This window comes from Pectobacterium peruviense, assembly GCF_002847345.1.
Lineage (GTDB): Bacteria > Pseudomonadota > Gammaproteobacteria > Enterobacterales > Enterobacteriaceae > Pectobacterium > Pectobacterium peruviense.
Genome location: NZ_LXFV01000035.1, coordinates 18572 through 34506 on the forward strand (window position 1 = coordinate 18572; position 15935 = coordinate 34506).

12 protein-coding genes are annotated in these 15935 nt (G+C 51.2%); 6 read left to right on the forward strand and 6 right to left on the reverse strand.

The window, feature by feature from the left end; translation table 11 throughout:
- Positions 1-317: 317 nt before the first annotated feature.
- The 4 genes from nifJ to A0G03_RS19885 all read left to right on the forward strand — a co-directional run bounded on the left by nifJ (position 318) and on the right by A0G03_RS19885 (position 6754).
- The gene (nifJ, locus tag A0G03_RS19870) at positions 318-3851 is read left to right on the forward strand and encodes a pyruvate:ferredoxin (flavodoxin) oxidoreductase (RefSeq protein WP_048258824.1); all 3534 of its coding nucleotides are present in this window, start codon (positions 318-320) and stop codon (positions 3849-3851) included.
- Positions 3852-4125: 274 nt separating this feature from the next.
- On the forward strand, positions 4126-4662 hold the full coding sequence (gene cybB / locus A0G03_RS19875; protein ID WP_048258823.1) for a cytochrome b561: 537 nt from the start codon (positions 4126-4128) through the stop codon (positions 4660-4662).
- Between the two features lie 21 nt (positions 4663-4683).
- On the forward strand, positions 4684-5481 hold the full coding sequence (locus tag A0G03_RS19880) for a deaminated glutathione amidase (RefSeq protein ID WP_048258822.1): 798 nt from the start codon (positions 4684-4686) through the stop codon (positions 5479-5481).
- A 181-nt stretch (positions 5482-5662) separates the two neighbouring features.
- Positions 5663-6754: a L,D-transpeptidase family protein gene (locus A0G03_RS19885; RefSeq protein WP_048258821.1), complete on the forward strand. Its 1092-nt coding sequence runs from the start codon at positions 5663-5665 to the stop codon at positions 6752-6754.
- Positions 6755-6815: 61 nt separating this feature from the next.
- Here the strand turns inward: A0G03_RS19885 and A0G03_RS19890 are convergent, their stop codons facing one another.
- Positions 6816-8096: an O-acetylhomoserine aminocarboxypropyltransferase/cysteine synthase family protein gene (locus A0G03_RS19890; protein ID WP_048258820.1), complete on the reverse strand. Its 1281-nt coding sequence runs from the start codon at positions 8094-8096 to the stop codon at positions 6816-6818.
- Between the two features lie 320 nt (positions 8097-8416).
- Between A0G03_RS19890 and A0G03_RS19895 the strand changes: the two genes are divergently transcribed.
- Positions 8417-9904 (forward strand): mannitol dehydrogenase family protein, encoded by a 1488-nt coding sequence (locus A0G03_RS19895; RefSeq protein WP_048258819.1) that lies wholly within the window; start codon positions 8417-8419, stop codon positions 9902-9904.
- Here A0G03_RS19895 and A0G03_RS19900 read toward each other — a convergent pair.
- A complete protein-coding gene (locus A0G03_RS19900) occupies positions 9897-10271 on the reverse strand; it encodes a hypothetical protein (RefSeq protein ID WP_048258818.1) in 375 nt (124 codons plus the stop codon). The two genes, A0G03_RS19895 and A0G03_RS19900, sit on opposite strands and share 8 nt — an antisense overlap.
- Positions 10272-10654: 383 nt before the next feature.
- On the opposite strand from A0G03_RS19900, the gene A0G03_RS19905 reads away from it, so the two are divergent.
- On the forward strand, positions 10655-12181 hold the full coding sequence (locus tag A0G03_RS19905) for an MFS transporter (RefSeq protein ID WP_048258817.1): 1527 nt from the start codon (positions 10655-10657) through the stop codon (positions 12179-12181).
- A gap of 87 nt (positions 12182-12268) precedes the next feature.
- Here the strand turns inward: A0G03_RS19905 and A0G03_RS19910 are convergent, their stop codons facing one another.
- The 4 genes from A0G03_RS19910 to A0G03_RS19925 all read right to left on the reverse strand — a co-directional run bounded on the left by A0G03_RS19910 (position 12269) and on the right by A0G03_RS19925 (position 15699).
- Positions 12269-12886, reverse strand: a complete 618-nt coding sequence (locus tag A0G03_RS19910) for a hypothetical protein (RefSeq protein ID WP_048258816.1) — start codon at positions 12884-12886, stop codon at positions 12269-12271.
- 151 nt (positions 12887-13037) lie between these two features.
- Positions 13038-14048 (reverse strand): AI-2E family transporter, encoded by a 1011-nt coding sequence (locus A0G03_RS19915; protein WP_048258814.1) that lies wholly within the window; start codon positions 14046-14048, stop codon positions 13038-13040.
- A 182-nt stretch (positions 14049-14230) separates the two neighbouring features.
- Positions 14231-15178: a FecR domain-containing protein gene (locus A0G03_RS19920; protein WP_048258813.1), complete on the reverse strand. Its 948-nt coding sequence runs from the start codon at positions 15176-15178 to the stop codon at positions 14231-14233.
- Positions 15175-15699 carry a sigma-70 family RNA polymerase sigma factor gene (locus A0G03_RS19925; RefSeq protein ID WP_048258812.1) on the reverse strand — a complete coding sequence of 175 codons (525 nt, stop codon included), beginning with the start codon at positions 15697-15699 and terminating at the stop codon, positions 15175-15177. Before A0G03_RS19925 ends, A0G03_RS19920 begins: the two co-directional genes overlap by 4 nt.
- Positions 15700-15935: the final 236 nt, after the last annotated feature.

Consider the following 15935-nt stretch of genomic DNA (forward strand, 5'->3'; position numbering starts at 1 on the left):
GCAAACAAAATCACGCCCCCGTACTCTTGAATAGGTACAAAAAGACATCAACCAGCGCTGAGGTGTATAATAACACCCATCTTTCGGAAACGCGGGCTCTTCATCATCATGAAAACAGCGCGCAGAAAGATAGCTTGAGGTATGACGGGGATAAAACACATATTGATACAACTCCGCATACATCGTTCCACCCTCTTTTTTCCTGAAATGCGATAATCCTCCGATAAAAATCGTATTTTCGTTTATGCCCAGTCATTTTCATCGCCCGAAAAGACCATGTAAAATGAAAGGCTTAGTGAGCAAGAAGGCTATAGGTCATGATCACCACCGACGGTAATAACGCAGTCGCCTCTGTGGCGTGGCGAAGCAATGAAGTCATCGCCATCTACCCCATTACTCCCAGCTCCAGCATGGCTGAGCACGCAGCTGCGTGGTCGAGCGACGGCGGGCTGAATATATGGGGAGACACGCCCCGCGTTGTTGAAATGCAATCTGAAGGCGGCGCGATCGCTACCGTCCACGGCGCATTGCAGACGGGCACACTCGCCACCACGTTTACCTCATCGCAGGGTCTGCTGCTTATGATCCCAACGCTGTATAAGCTGGCCGGTGAGCTAACCCCATTCGTCTTGCACGTCGCGGCGCGTACGGTTGCGACGCATGCACTATCCATCTTCTGCGATCACTCGGACGTCATGGCGGTACGCCAGACGGGTTGCGCGATGCTGTGTGCCAGCAATGTGCAGGAAGCACAGGATTTTGCGCTGATTTCACAGATCGCCAGCTTGAACAGCCGTCTTCCGTTTATCCATTTCTTCGACGGTTTCCGTACCTCGCACGAAATTAATAAGATTGAACCGCTGAGTGATGATGTGCTCCTCCAGCTTCTGCCACAGCAGGCCATTGATGCTCACCGTGAGCGAGCACTCACACCGGAACGTCCAGTAATTCGTGGTACCGCCTCTAATCCAGATACTTTCTTCCAGGCACGTGAAGCCACTAACCGGTGGTATGACGCAGGCTATGGGCACGTTGAGCAGGCGATGAACGATTTCGCCGCCGCGACAGGACGCCAGTACCAACCGTTTGAATACTACGGCCACCCGGAAGCGACCAAAATCGTCATCCTGATGGGATCCGGCGTAGGCACCTGCGAAGAAGTGGTCGATACGCTATTGATGCGCGGCGAGAAAGTCGGCGTGGTGAAAATTCGCCTGTATCGCCCGTTCTCTGCCAAACATTTTCTGGCTGTCATTCCACAAACGGCGAAGAGCATTGCAGTACTGGATCGTACTAAAGAGCCGGGGGCATTGGCAGAGCCGCTGTATCTCGATGTGATGACCTCGCTAGCCGAGGCGTTCTCCGCTGGTGAGCGTTCACTTATGCCACGCGTGATTGGTGGACGTTACGGGCTGTCTTCCAAAGAATTTACCCCGCAGTGCATACAGGCAATCTTTAATGAGTTAGCACTCGCTAACCCACGACCTCGCTTTACCGTGGGGATTTATGACGATGTCACTAACTTATCTCTGCCGCTGCCGGAACAGCATTTTCCAAGTAGTGCATCACTAGAGGCTCTGTTCTACGGTTTGGGCAGTGACGGCACCGTTTCTGCGACCAAGAATGCGATCAAAATCGTCGGTGAAACCACCCCGATGTTTGTGCAAGGCTACTTTGTTTATGACTCGAAAAAGGCCGGTAGCCTCACCGTTTCCCACATGCGCGTTGGCCCACACCCGATCAACTCAGCCTATCTGATCGATCAGGCCGATTTCGTCGCCTGTCATCAGTGGCAGTTTATCGACAAATACAGCATGGTCGAGCGGCTGAAACCCGGTGGCGTTTTCCTGATCAACTCGCCATATAGCAGCGACGATCTGTGGCACCGTTTGCCGCAGGAAGTACAGGCAGGACTGAACCAGCGCAACGCACGCGTGTACTGTATCAACGCCGCTAAAATTGCCCGCGAATGCCATTTGGGTGCGCGTATTAACACCGTTATGCAGATGGCGTTCTTCCACCTGTCACAGATTCTGCCAGCGGATGTCGCGGTAGAAAAACTGCGTACCGCCATCGCCAAGAGCTACGGCAGTAAAGGTCAGGAACTGGTTGAACGTAACTGGCAGGCGCTGAGCGCCACCCTGGAAGCGCTGGCAGAAGTCCCGCGAGAAGCCGTCAACCCAGACAGCCCGCAGTGGCCACCAGTGGTTTCCGACGCCGCACCTGATTTCGTCAAGACTGTCACAGCCGCGATGCTGGCTGGGCTGGGTGATACGCTTCCCGTTTCTGCCCTCCCGCCCGATGGCACCTGGCCAACCGGCACCACCAAGTGGGAAAAACGTAATATCGCGGAAGAGATTCCGCTATGGCAGCCGCAGCTCTGTACGCAGTGTAACCACTGTGTTGCCGCCTGCCCGCACTCGGCTATTCGCGCCAAAGTTGTGCAGCCGGATGCGATGGAGAATGCACCAGCTTCACTGCAATCTCTGGATGTGAAAGCGCGCGACATGCGCGGCCAGAAATATGTTTTGCAGGTCGCACCAGAAGACTGCACTGGCTGTAATTTATGTGTGGAAGTCTGTCCGGCCAAAGACCGTCAGAACCCAGAAATCAAAGCCATCAATATGGAATCCCGTCTGGATAATTTGACGGTGGAAAAAGAGAACTTCGATTTCTTCCTGCAACTGCCGGAAATCGACAAATCCACGCTGGAACGTATTGATATCCGTACTTCTCAGCTGATTTCACCGCTGTTCGAGTATTCCGGTGCCTGCTCCGGCTGTGGCGAAACGCCGTACATCAAGCTGTTGACGCAGCTCTATGGCGATCGTCTGCTGGTAGCGAATGCGACGGGCTGCTCGTCTATTTATGGCGGTAACCTGCCTACCACACCGTGGACTACCGATGCCAACGGTCGCGGTCCGGCCTGGGCTAACTCGCTGTTCGAGGATAACGCCGAATTCGGCCTGGGCTTCCGTCTGAGCGTCGATCAACACCGTCAGCGCGCCGTGCGCCTGCTCAATAAACTGGCACCGCAGCTACCGCAGGATCTGGTCAGTGCGTTGCAGGAAGAGTCTATCGCGCCCGATCTGCGCCGTCAGCAGATTGAGCAACTGCGTGGATTGCTGGCAGCCATCAATGATACTGACGCCAAGGTGCTGGCGAGCGAAGCTGATCACTTTGTCGATAAATCCATCTGGCTCATCGGTGGTGACGGTTGGGCGTATGACATCGGCTACGGCGGGTTAGATCACGTCATGAGCCTGAGCGAAAACGTCAACGTGATGGTGCTGGATACGCAATGTTATTCCAACACCGGCGGCCAACAGTCCAAAGCGACACCACTGGGCGCAGTGACCAAATTTGGTGAGAAAGGTAAACGCAAAGCGCGTAAAGATCTGGGCATCAACGTCATGATGTACGGTCACGTGTATGTCGCGCAGATCTCGCTGGGTGCACAGTTGAACCAGACCGTGAAAGCGATTCAGGAAGCCGAAGCCTGGCCGGGTCCGTCACTGATTATCGCCTACAGCCCGTGTGAAGAACACGGCTACGATTTGGCATTCAGCCACGATCAGATGCGTCAACTGACGGCTACCGGCTTCTGGCCACTCTATCGCTTCGACCCACGTCGCACCGAAGAAGGTAAAGCCGCGTTAGTGACGGATTCTCGTCCGCCATCAAGCAGCCTGAGCGAAACGCTGTTGAAAGAACAACGCTTCCGCCGCCTGAATAACATGATGCCGGAAGAAACCGCGCGGCTCTATGAAGAGGCAGAACTGGATCTGCGCCGTCGCTTTGACTTCCTGACCATGATGGCAGGCAAGGCAGAGAAAAACCCGCAGGAATAACCTTTTCCCTCCAAACCGGCTTCGGCCGGTTTTTTTATCTCTGCGTTTACTCTCACGCTCCCCTTCGTACTGGCTCATCAATGCGATTTTATCTGCTGATCCCTACGACAAACGGAGCAGCAAACTGGGATTAATACCAAAAAATCCAACGCGGATAATCCAGTTTGTCAGGCAGGGTAAAGAAGGGCTGACAAGAAGCGCGTTACCTTATACTTTATGGGATTATTCGCTCGTTACGGTGTTAAATCGATCTCAACGTTGCAGAGGATGAAACATGAAAGGAAAGTTCGCACCATCGCAGATTGCACTGCACTGGCTGGTTTTTATTTTGCTCGTTGTTACCTATGCCACGATAGAACTACGCGGATTTGCTGAACGAGGTTCACTGCTGCGCACCGTGATGATCGTGACGCACTTTAGCTGTGGCGTAGCCATACTGGTTCTTATGCTGGCTCGTCTGTTCTTACGCCATCGGCATACCTCACCCGCGATTACGCCACCTCCGTCCCGTTTGCAGAGTGCACTAGGTTCACTCACTCACGCCGTTATTTACCTGCTGTTTATCACGCTGCCGATATTGGGCGTTGCCTCACGCTACTACAACGGCCGCGACTGGATGCTTTTTGGTATCGGAATGCCAACATCTGCTACGCCGAATTTCGAGCTCGCTGAAACACTGATTGGCTGGCATGAAACTCTGGCACCGTTAGGGTACTGGCTCATTGCACTGCATACCGCAGCCGCCCTGTTCCACCACTATGTCATGAAAGACAACACGTTGCTGCGCATGATGCCAGCCAAACGTGATTAATCAGGCAAAGAAGGAGCAATAATGAAAGTCGCGCTGGGACAATTCGCCGTTGACCGCGAGTGGCAACAAAACGCCACAACAATCGCTGAATTCATGTCAGCAGCACAGCAAAACGGTGCCGATCTGCTGGTGCTGCCTGAAGGCGTGCTGGCTCGCGATATCACCAACCCCAACATGGTGCTAACCGCCGCTCAGCCGCTTTATGGCCCGTTTGTGTCGCATCTGCTGGAAGCCAGCAAGGACAACAACCTGACGACCATGCTGTGTGTGCATATCCCGAACGGAGAAGGGAAAGTCTGGAATACGCTACTGGCGCTGCGCAATGGCGAGATCATCGCTCAATACCGAAAGTTGCACTTGTATGATGCGTTTTCCGTACAAGAGTCGGAAAATGTACTGGCAGGTGAAGCGATTCCACCGCTGTTGAGCATCGCCGGACTAAACGTCGGGTTGATGACCTGCTACGACATTCGCTTCCCTGAGCTTGCTCGTCGTCTGGTGCTGGACGGCGCAGACGTACTCGTCCTCCCTTCCGCCTGGATTAAGGGGCCGCTGAAAGAAGCGCATTGGGAGCTACTGGTGCGCGCACGAGCGCTGGAAAACACCACTTATCTCGTTGCCGTTGGCGAATGCGGCGTCAAGAATATTGGCAACAGCATGGTTGTCGATCCTCTGGGCGTTGTCGTGGTTCAGGCACCGGAAACACCCGCTCTTATCTATGCCAACATTGAGCCAGAACGGCTGGCGTACGCTCGTCGGGCTCTTCCAGTACTGGCTAATCGCCGCTTTCAAAAACCCACGCTGGAAGGGGAAAACTGAGTTAGCGGTATACTCGATAAACCGGCTTTCTCATTGGTGCGTCAAAAAGTGTGATTAGTTGCACATGTTGTTTCCCTCAAAGGCCATTCTGCACATATAATGCGCATCCGGTCGTTATCGACCTTAGCAGCCCGGCCTCCCTATTCGGAGGCGCATTTATCACTCAAATAAAGAAATGAAAATGAGTATTCGCGCGATCTTTACTTTAGTTCTTGCAGCCGCCACATTCAGCCAGGCCGCTTTTGCCGTTGTTTATCCCCTGCCAGCGGCTAACAGCCGACTGATAGGCGAGAATCTGGAAATCACCGTACCGGCAGATAGCACGCAGCCGTTGGAGCATTTTGCCGCACAGTTCCAAATGGGTCTGAGCAACATGATGGAAGCCAACCCAGATGCGGACGTTTACCTGCCAATTCCTGGCAGCAAAATGGTGATTCCTCATCAGTTAATTCTGCCGGATGCACCGCGTGAAGGCATTGTCATCAACAGCGCAGAAATGCGTCTGTACTACTATCCGAAAGGCTCCAAGACCGTGATCGTGCTGCCAATCGGGATTGGTGAGTTAGGTAAAGATACGCCGATTAACTGGACAACCTCCGTTCAGCGTAAGAAAGCAGGTCCAACCTGGACACCAACCGCGAAGATGCACGCAGAATATGCGGCACGCGGCGAAACGCTGCAAAAAGTTTTCCCAGCTGGCCCAGATAACCCAATGGGGCTGTATGCGCTGTACATCGGCAACCTGTACGCGATCCACGGCACCAACGCCAATTTCGGTATCGGCCTGCGCGTAAGCCACGGCTGTGTTCGTCTGCGTGCTGATGATATCAAATACCTGTTCGACCATGTTCCAGTCGGTACGCGTGTTCAATTCATCAACGAGCCGGTGAAAGCCACTGTTGAGCCGGATGGTTCACGCTATGTCGAAGTTCACAATCCGCTGTCCCGCACGGTAGAAGAATTCCATTCTGATTCTCCGGCACCGATCAGCATGACGCCAAAAGTGAGCAAGGTTCTGGCTGATGCTAGCGTGAACACCAGCGAAGTCGATCAGGCAATTCAGGTACGTTCTGGTATGCCGACCAAAATCAATGGTCTGATCGAACAAGCCACACCGGCAATCCCAGTTGAATCTGCTGCAGCACCTGCTACACCAGAAACACAACAAGAAGCACCGGAAGCACAGCTACAAGACAGCCTCAATGCAGTGCAAAACGCTGCCCCCGTTGAGCCACAGACGACTACGACAGAAGCCAACGCTAACCGTTCGTAATCGCTATGACACGTTGGAAACCGATTCAGGTTTCCAACGTGTTTCTCAAGCCCCCTACCGTTTAACTTTTCTGCGAGGCTTCCAGCGCCTGTGCCACATCAGCGATGATGTCGTCAATATGTTCAATGCCGACTGAAATTCTAACCAGATCCTCACTCACTCCCGCTTTCGCCAGCTCTTCCGCATTCAACTGCCGGTGCGTAGTACTTGCCGGATGGCACGCAAGCGATTTAGCATCGCCAATATTGACCAGCCGTAAGATCATCTTCAGCGCATCAATAAAATGGCCACCCGATGCTTTCCCACCTTTGATGCCAAAGCTGATAATTCCAGACGCCTTACCCGAGGTAATTTTGTCGCAGTTTTCCTTGTAAGGGCTATCTGGCAATGCGCCATAGTTCACCCAAGTCACCAGAGGATGCTGATTCAGGTAGCCAGCCAACGCTTCCGCATTGCTGCAATGGCGTTCAACACGCAGGCTAAGCGTTTCCAATCCCTGCAACAACAAGAACGTGCTGTGAGGAGAAAGCGCCGCGCCAGTATTACGCAGCGGCACCACACGGCAGCGTCCGATATAGGCCGCGGGACCGAAAGCATCGGTATACACCACACCGTGATAAGAAGGATCAGGCTCGTTCAATAACGGGAAACGTGCTTTATTCGCGACCCAGTCAAACTTGCCAGAATCGATAATCGCACCGCCGATCGTGGTGCCATGACCGCCAATATATTTGGTCAGCGAGTGAACGACGATATCTGCGCCGTGCTCAAAAGGTCGGCACAGCACGGGCGTCGCCACGGTGTTATCGACAATCACCGGAACACCATGGCGATGTGCAATCTCCGCGATTTTAGCAATGTCCACGATATTTCCCGCCGGATTCCCGATAGATTCACAAAAAACGGCGCGGGTGCGCTCATCAATCAGCGATTCTAGCGTCGTAAAATCATCGAAAGAAGCCATTCGCACTTCAACACCCTGACGCGGCAACGTGTGAGCAAACAGGTTATAGGTGCCACCATACAGTTGGCTGGTGCTGACAATATTGTCCCCAACCTGCGTGAGCGCCTGAAGCGAATAGGCAATTGCCGCCATGCCGGATGAAAGCACCAGCGCACCGATCCCGCCCTCAATAGCCGCCAGCCGCTGTTCCAGCACCGCGTTCGTCGGGTTCATGATACGGCTATAGATATTGCCCGCCACCTTCAGATCAAACAGATCGGCACCGTGCTGTGTGTCGTCAAAAGTGTAAGAGGTCGTTTGATAAATCGGCACTGCGGCGGACTTCGTTGTCGCTTCAGATTCATAACCATGATGTAGCGCGAGGGACTCAAGTTTCATCTTACAGGCCTTTTTGTTGATCGTTGGAGTGAGGAAATATCGAAACAAAATAGCAGACTGCAATCGGGAAAGGCACTTGATGATGTAGAAGAAATGGAGATAAGTTAGTAAAAACAAGACTAAATTTCAGCGTTACATTATTACGCTGGAGCCCCCTCACAAAACCGCACACTGCCGCTGAACCTAATCTGAAAAAGCGCTAAAATTTGCGCAGAGAAAAAAACGTGCGCACCGTAACCTATCTGCGCGTCGCGTATTGCACCGCCCGTAAATCACAGCTACTTTTAACGTCATGGATCACCCACCCGAAAGCGCAATAAATGACTGATAAAATAAAAAATATCGCCGCCTGCGAATTGCCTGCCAGCGTTCAATTTCCCCACTACGATCGCCAGGCACTGAAGCCGCGCATCGTCCATATCGGTTTTGGCGCTTTCCATCGCGCTCATCAGGCGCTGCTCACCGATCGCGTGCTGAATATGGTGGGAGGAGACTGGGGGATTTGTGAAGTCGTGCTATTCAGTGACGACACCATGATCAATGCGCTTCGTCAGCAGGATCACCTGTTTACCGTGCTGGAAAAAGCCGCAACGGGCAATCAGCCAATTGTCGTCGGTGCCGTGTGCGAATCGTTACATGCCAAAATAGAAGGCATTGGCGCTATTATTGAGAAACTCGCTGCGCCAGAAACTGCCATCGTTTCCCTGACAATTACCGAAAAAGGCTATTGCATGGATGGAACGAGCGGCAAGTTGGATCGTAACAATAAATTGATTCAACAGGATCTTATCGATCCCCAACATCCCGCCTCCGTACCGGGGTTACTGGCAGAAGCGCTGCGCCTGCGTCACGAACGTGGGATCGCGCCGTTCACCGTACTGTCCTGCGATAACGTACCGGAAAATGGCAAAACGGCCAAAAACGCAGTGCTGGAATCTGCGGGGATCAACGATCAGAATCTGATCGAGTGGATCAAGGCTAATGTATCCTTCCCAAATACGATGGTGGACCGCATTGTCCCTGCTGCGACGCCTGAAGCATTGCAGGAAATTGCCGAGCATCTTGGCGTAACCGATCCCTGCGCAATAGCCTGTGAGCCCTTTATTCAATGGGTGATTGAAGATCATTTCACGGCCGGACGCCCAGAGTGGGAAAAAGCAGGCGTACAGCTGGTGCAGGATGTTCTACCATTTGAAGAAATGAAACTGCGCATGTTGAACGGCAGTCACTCGTTTTTAGCCTATTTGGGCTATCTCGCCGGTTATGATCACGTCAGTGATTGTATGAATGACGAGAACTATCGTCGGACCGTGTCTCATCTGATGCTGCTGGAGCAGGCACCGACGCTCAGCGTGGTGGATATTGACCTGAAAGACTATGCCGTTCAGTTGCTTACCCGTTTTTCTAACCCCGCGCTCAAGCATCGAACCTGGCAAATCGCGATGGACGGTTCACAGAAGCTGCCTCAGCGCATGTTGGAATCCCTACGCTGGCATGTGTGTAATGGAGGGGACTATCGTGTTCTGGCATTGGGGATCGCTGGCTGGATGCGTTATGTCAGTGGAAAAGATGATGCAGGTAATCCTATCGAAATCCGCGATCCGCTAGCGGAGAAGCTCGAACACATCGTTGCAGAGACGTCAGATAGCGCCGAGCGGGTCAGTGCGTTTCTCAATATTCGTTCTATTTTTGGTGAGGATCTGCCTGCAAACCACGATGTATTTAACGCTATCGCACAGGCTTATTTGAAGCTGCGCGATCACGGCGCAAAGAACACCGTAGCTGCACTGGTACAAGACTTTAAATAACGATAAACCCAAGCAACACAAGATATACCGCACTTTGGGCACCCAGTGACAGAGTGCGGCTTTTACCTTTTGTTTCATCCAACCACGGCAGCGATGACCAGCTCATTCCCCCGCCGATAACCGCGATCACTAACATCGCTGCGGCCACCAGCCAAACAAGCTTATCCAGCAGCGAATTGGGAAACAGAATCTGCAACGCGGAAACGACAAGAAACAACGTAACACACCGTAATACCCCGACCAGAATACCTGCACGATCTCTCAATCCACGCGGCGCAGAAGAAGGCAACCAGGCCTGAAAAGCAAACAACCCAACCACAGCAATAAAAATCACATAAATAATGGCATAGACCAGCAAATGACTCACGTTACGGCTCCTGATGAGGGAATACGATAAAGTAAACTGGGCGGGATGATGACGACATTTCCTCTCTGAGGTCAATGCGTTATTTCACACCATGCTATCGATTTGTGGGGTAGCGCCCACTATCGTCTCTCCGCAAATCAATACGTGTACGGCGCTGTTGTAGTAAACCTACAAACTTTGTAAATTAAGAACATAAAACAAAAATCAGAAAATTATAAAAATCAAATTAAAATATCTTATTTCATGATCCACCTGACAGATCGTTATTAAAAGCACTCAAAAGCGTGATCGTCAGTTTACTTTCTTTTCAATAGAGCAAATTATAAAGAAATGATAGTTCAATCGAACTGAAATATTGTTTCATATTTGTAATTAGGCTGATCATGAATAAACCAATCTCTTTTAAACATACGTTCTGCTACGGCAGCGCGAACCTGCTCGGCAGTGGCGCGCTTGCTATCAGCGGCGCATGGCTGATGTACTTTTACACCACATTTTGTGGTTTAACATTGGTTCAGGCTGCTGCTATTTTCTCCGTCGCCAGCATCATTGACGCTATCAGTAACCCCATCATGGGGTACATCAGTGATAATTTTTACAACACCCGTATTGGTCGCCGATTTGGTCGACGACGCTTCTTTATTCTGCTAGGTGCTCCACTGGTTCTGGTCTACCCCATGCTATGGGTTGAAGGCTTTGGCTTCTGGTATTATCTGGCGACATACGTGCTGTTCGAGCTGATTTATACCTCGATCATGGTGCCGTATGAGACGCTGGCTACCGAAATGACCTCCGACTTTAAACTGCGGTCTAAGCTGACAGGTTCTAAAGCCATTTTCGGTAAAATCGCCAACTTCCTGGCAGCGTTCATTCCGGGGCAGTTTATTGCCGTCTACGGTAAAGATTCAGCAACGCCATTTTTCTACACCGGCCTGGTCTACGGTGCTATTATGGCTGCGGCGATGATCGCGCTTTATATGACATCCTGGGAACGTCCGGTAAACGAAATTGTCCGTGAAAGCACATCAAGCCTGTGGCAAGCCATGAAAAAGCTGAGTGTGGATATGGTCTCCACTTTCCGCCTGCGCATCTTCCGCAAGCATCTGGGAATGTACCTGTTTGGTTTCGGCGCTGAATGGCTTTTCGCTTCCGCGTTTACCTACTTCATCGTTTTTGGCCTGAAACAGAACACCGCGCTGGTGTCACACCTCAACAGTTTCAGTTCAGTCATGCAGCTCATATCTACCGCAGCCTTCATCGGTATCTGTGTCAAAATGGGCTTTGCACGGCCGTTCCGTCTGGCGTTGATGGTGGTGATTGTCAGCGTAATCGCTTATGCGGCGCTCTATTTTGCGAACTGGTCAGAAGACATGACTATCTTCGTCCTGTTTGCCATTACTGCTGTATTTGGCCTCAGCACTGGCGGTATTTACTACATTCCCTGGACGGTTTATACCTTCCTCGCCGATGTGGATGAAGTTCTGACTGGACGTCGCCGTGAAGGTATTTACGCAGGCGCAATGACGTTTGCGGGCAAAATGGTCCGTTCCGTCATCGTCTTCGCAATGGGTTGGACGCTGAGCCAATTTGGCTTTGTATCCGGACAGTCGGTACAGCCGGAATCTGCCGTACAGGCGATTGTTGGCGTGTTCTCACTGGGCGTTATCGCTCTTGCACTGGTTGCGATTTACTACACGACGCAGATGAAGCTGGATCGTAAGAACCACGCCATTCTGCTGGAAGAAATTGCACGTATCAAAGCAGGCGGTGCCATTGCCGATATCCCAGCTCATGCTCGTGTTGTTGCTGAAGAGCTGACAGGCTGGGAATATGAGAAGTGCTGGGGCAACAACCCATTAGGTGTTCAGCCAGAAGAGGCGAAACCGCAGGTTGCTACTCCACAGCATTAATCGAAGACCATCGTTTATTGAAGATCATCGTTTATTGAAAACAAGTATTCTTAACAATCAACCCAATCTCGCATTGGGTTGATTTATTTAGAGCGTCGTTTTTTGATTAACAGAGCGGGTATACAGCACGCCAGCGATCAGACACAACGTATAGCCGAACAGTTCAGCCCCTTCCTCTGCAACGTTTTTCACGGTTCTGATATACCCATCATCCATCAGCGTTCCCCACAGCTGGGTCATACCAAACAGGCGAGAGAAGACCAGAACAGCCAGTAACCCACACACCATATAGCTGTAGCTAGCGTGCTGGAGAAAATGCGCCAGCCCAGCAAACGTATTATTTAGTGAAGACACCGCGTAGCCAATGCAGACCACCGCACACAGTGTGGCAAAATAGAACCAGCTGCCATGCGCAATATTATCCAAAAAGAAGTCCATTTCTCTAATCAACAAACAGAAAAAGAACCCAGCGATAAGCAGATAGCCACCTCGACGCGCACGCCATTTTATTGCGATGCGCAAGAACAGCAGCCCAGTCAATAATAAGAACGCCTCCTGAGAAAACTCAGTAATGGAAATCTCCTCCACTGCGTTATTCAGCACCACCACATCAATAAACAGCGCAAGTAACACCAGGCCCACAATCACCGCCAGCATCAAGGCAAATCCCAAACGGCGAACAACAACAGCAACATCTTTACTCATACTTCACGAATCCGTACGACGATAGTAATGCTGCTAAGGGTATCATTTAGGAAAGGATGATATTGGGCCGTTGGTGCGCCGTTGTAGCGATCTATATGGAAATGGCAGAATATGGCAGGCGATTGCGTCAATCACCTGCCGAAATGCAGGATTAAATTAGTGAAGCTTCTTTCAATTCACTTTTCAGGTAGGCGTAGTATATCGGAGCCGCAATCACACCGGACAAGCCAAATGCCGCTTCAAACACCAGCATTGCCAACAGAATTTCCCATGCATGCGCTTTGATCCTCGTTCCGACGATTTGTGCATTGAGGAAATACTCAAGCTTGTGAATCAGCATCAAATACACCAGCGCAACCAGCGCGATTGGCAGTGAAAGAGATAAGCCAGACAGAAAAACGATGGAGTTAGAAATCAGGTTACCGATGACCGGTAGCAAACCAAAAACAAAGGTGAGCACCACCAGCGTTTTGGCAAACGGCAGATGAATACCGCACAGCGGCAAAGCGCCGAGAATAAAAATGGCGGACAGCGACGTGTTAACGGCAGAGATCTTCACCTGGGCGAAAACAATGTTGCGGAACGATGCCGACAGCAACGAAACCCGGCGCAGTAACTCCGCTTTTAGTAACGGTTTCTCCGTGTCCGGATCGACGTTATAAAGCGAGACAATCGCCCCAAGCACCATACCGATGAGCATCGTCACAAATCCATGCAGGAAACTTCTCCCCATGTTCTGCAACATCACAATATGCGCCTGAACCCATTGCAGAAACTCGTGTTGGAGTTCTTCAATACTGACTGGCAGATACCCCGGTAAGTAGTGGATAATCTGCTGCTGGATGTCATTGAGGATGTAGCCAATGCGTATATTGAACGCAGCAGTATCCTTCATTTCCTGCATCAACAATCCGACCAGGCTGCCAAACAATAGACTCAATAGGCTGACTACCAGCGTACTGATCACTGCGACCACAATCCAACGAGCGCGTTTACCACTGATGACCCGTTGAAAATAGGGAGTCAGCAAATTCACAATTTCATACACCAAAAAACCGGCAATAAAGCAGGTCAGCAGGCGTAAAGGCAGCAATATAAACAGGCCACCCATAATAAAGAAAAAGCTCAACAGGCGAGCTTGTTTCAGGTTCAGTAACTGCATGATGACATCCCGTATGAAGAGGCAACGCTGAGAATACCCTTTGTGGAGTATGCTACGCCTTTTTCGGTATCAACAGATTGATATATATGCCCCAGATTTGTGTTTAATCTGCGAGTGATAACCAACCAGCTAACAATTGGGGCATATTTTTGGTGTTTTATCGGCGAAATACCAGCAGTGTTTTAGCTTGGGCGGATATCCACCCACCATGAAAAACGTCTACTCACCTTCACTGGCAACGTCCGTGCGACGGCGTCAAGCAGGCGGTCGGTTTCATTCAACGGAAAAACACCCGAAATCCGTAGATTTGTGACAGCAGAATCGACATGAAAATAGCCATTATGATAGCGGGAAATTTCATTGATGAGCTGCCCTAACGGCATGCTATCCGCGACCAATTGCCCCTTGCGCCAGCTCTGGCGGAAATTCTCAACGGGCGCAGGCTCACTGCACCTGTCTCGAGTAAAAGTAACCTGTTGCCCCGCCGTCACGCGCTGTGCAGCGGGTACTGCCGTTTGTAGCAAAACCTCTCCGCTAAAAACAGAGAGGACGCTGTGGGTAGAAGTGTAGCGGAGCGTCAATTGGCAAGAATGCGCAGCAGCAGCGAGATCGCCATGGGGTGTGGTCAACCGGGCAGCATGGGCCGTTTGGTTGTCCAGCATCAACTCACCTTTGATCAATTGAAACGTCAGCGGCTGAGACAAGGCGGGGTTGCCCTGCTGATTCAATGCTGAATCCGTATTCAACCAGACGGTCATCCCCGTTTCGATGCTGAGCTCACGCGTTTCTCCCGTTCCCGTGCGGTAATCGGCTGCATAGCTTTCCCACGGCAGACTAAAACCCATACCTCCGGTCACGCTGGCGATAACCAACAATTTGAGCATACGTCGGCGTTCTTCACCCCGCTTGCTCAGTACCGAGGAAGCTAATTGGCTGTCTACCGCATGGAAACGGGCATGAATCTGTTCAACCTGCTGCCAGGCAAGCCGATGGGTTTCATCTTCATGTAACCATCGCTGCCATGTCTGACGATCGTGTTCGGAACAGTCTTCGTCATACAGCATCGCATACCACTCAGCCGCAGCATAAAGAACATCTTTCGGAATAGAAGAAGTAATAGAGGAAATCATAAGTCCTGACAAAATAGACAATTCAGCATTGCCTGTGCCATATATTTTTTTACCATCCGCTCGGAAACGGCTAATTGTTCAGCAACCTGCCGATAGGTCAAGCCGTCAAGATGCACCAGCAAGAATGCCTGACGCACCTTAACCGGCAACGTAGACAGCATCTGGTCGATGGCTAGCAGCGCATCAACCACCATCGCCTGCTGCTCAAGCGAAGGGGAAAAGTTAAATTCTTGCTCAGCCAGCACCTGAAGGTAGGCATTCTCGATGTCTCTACGTCGCCAGTGGTTAACCACCAGCCCACGAGCCACGGTCGTCAGCCAGGCACGCGGTTCACGAATGTGATCGGCCTGATGTTGGCAGATCAAACGTAAAAACGTGTCTTGCGCCAGATCCGCAGCCTGCTGTGAACATCCTAAACGTCGACGTAACCATCCCTGTAACCAGGCATGGTGGTCATGATAAATCTGCTGAACGCTTAAGGTTTCAGGCTGATTAGGGCAGGTAACGGCGGGACTCTTCACGGTGGTCGCTCAATGTGACAGCAATGAAATGATTTTCATTATCATTAAAAGCAAAGTCAACGACTATTCACGTCTATCGTGCCGATTACAGTAAAAAGGAGGGATTACATGGCGAGTGGTACAAAAAAGAAAGAAGCCCGAAGGCTTCTTTCAGACTGTTGACAACCCTATTTTCAGAACGAAAACGGGATTAACGGAATAGAAGAGTAAAGCGTTTGCGCCAGGGATGGCGCAAT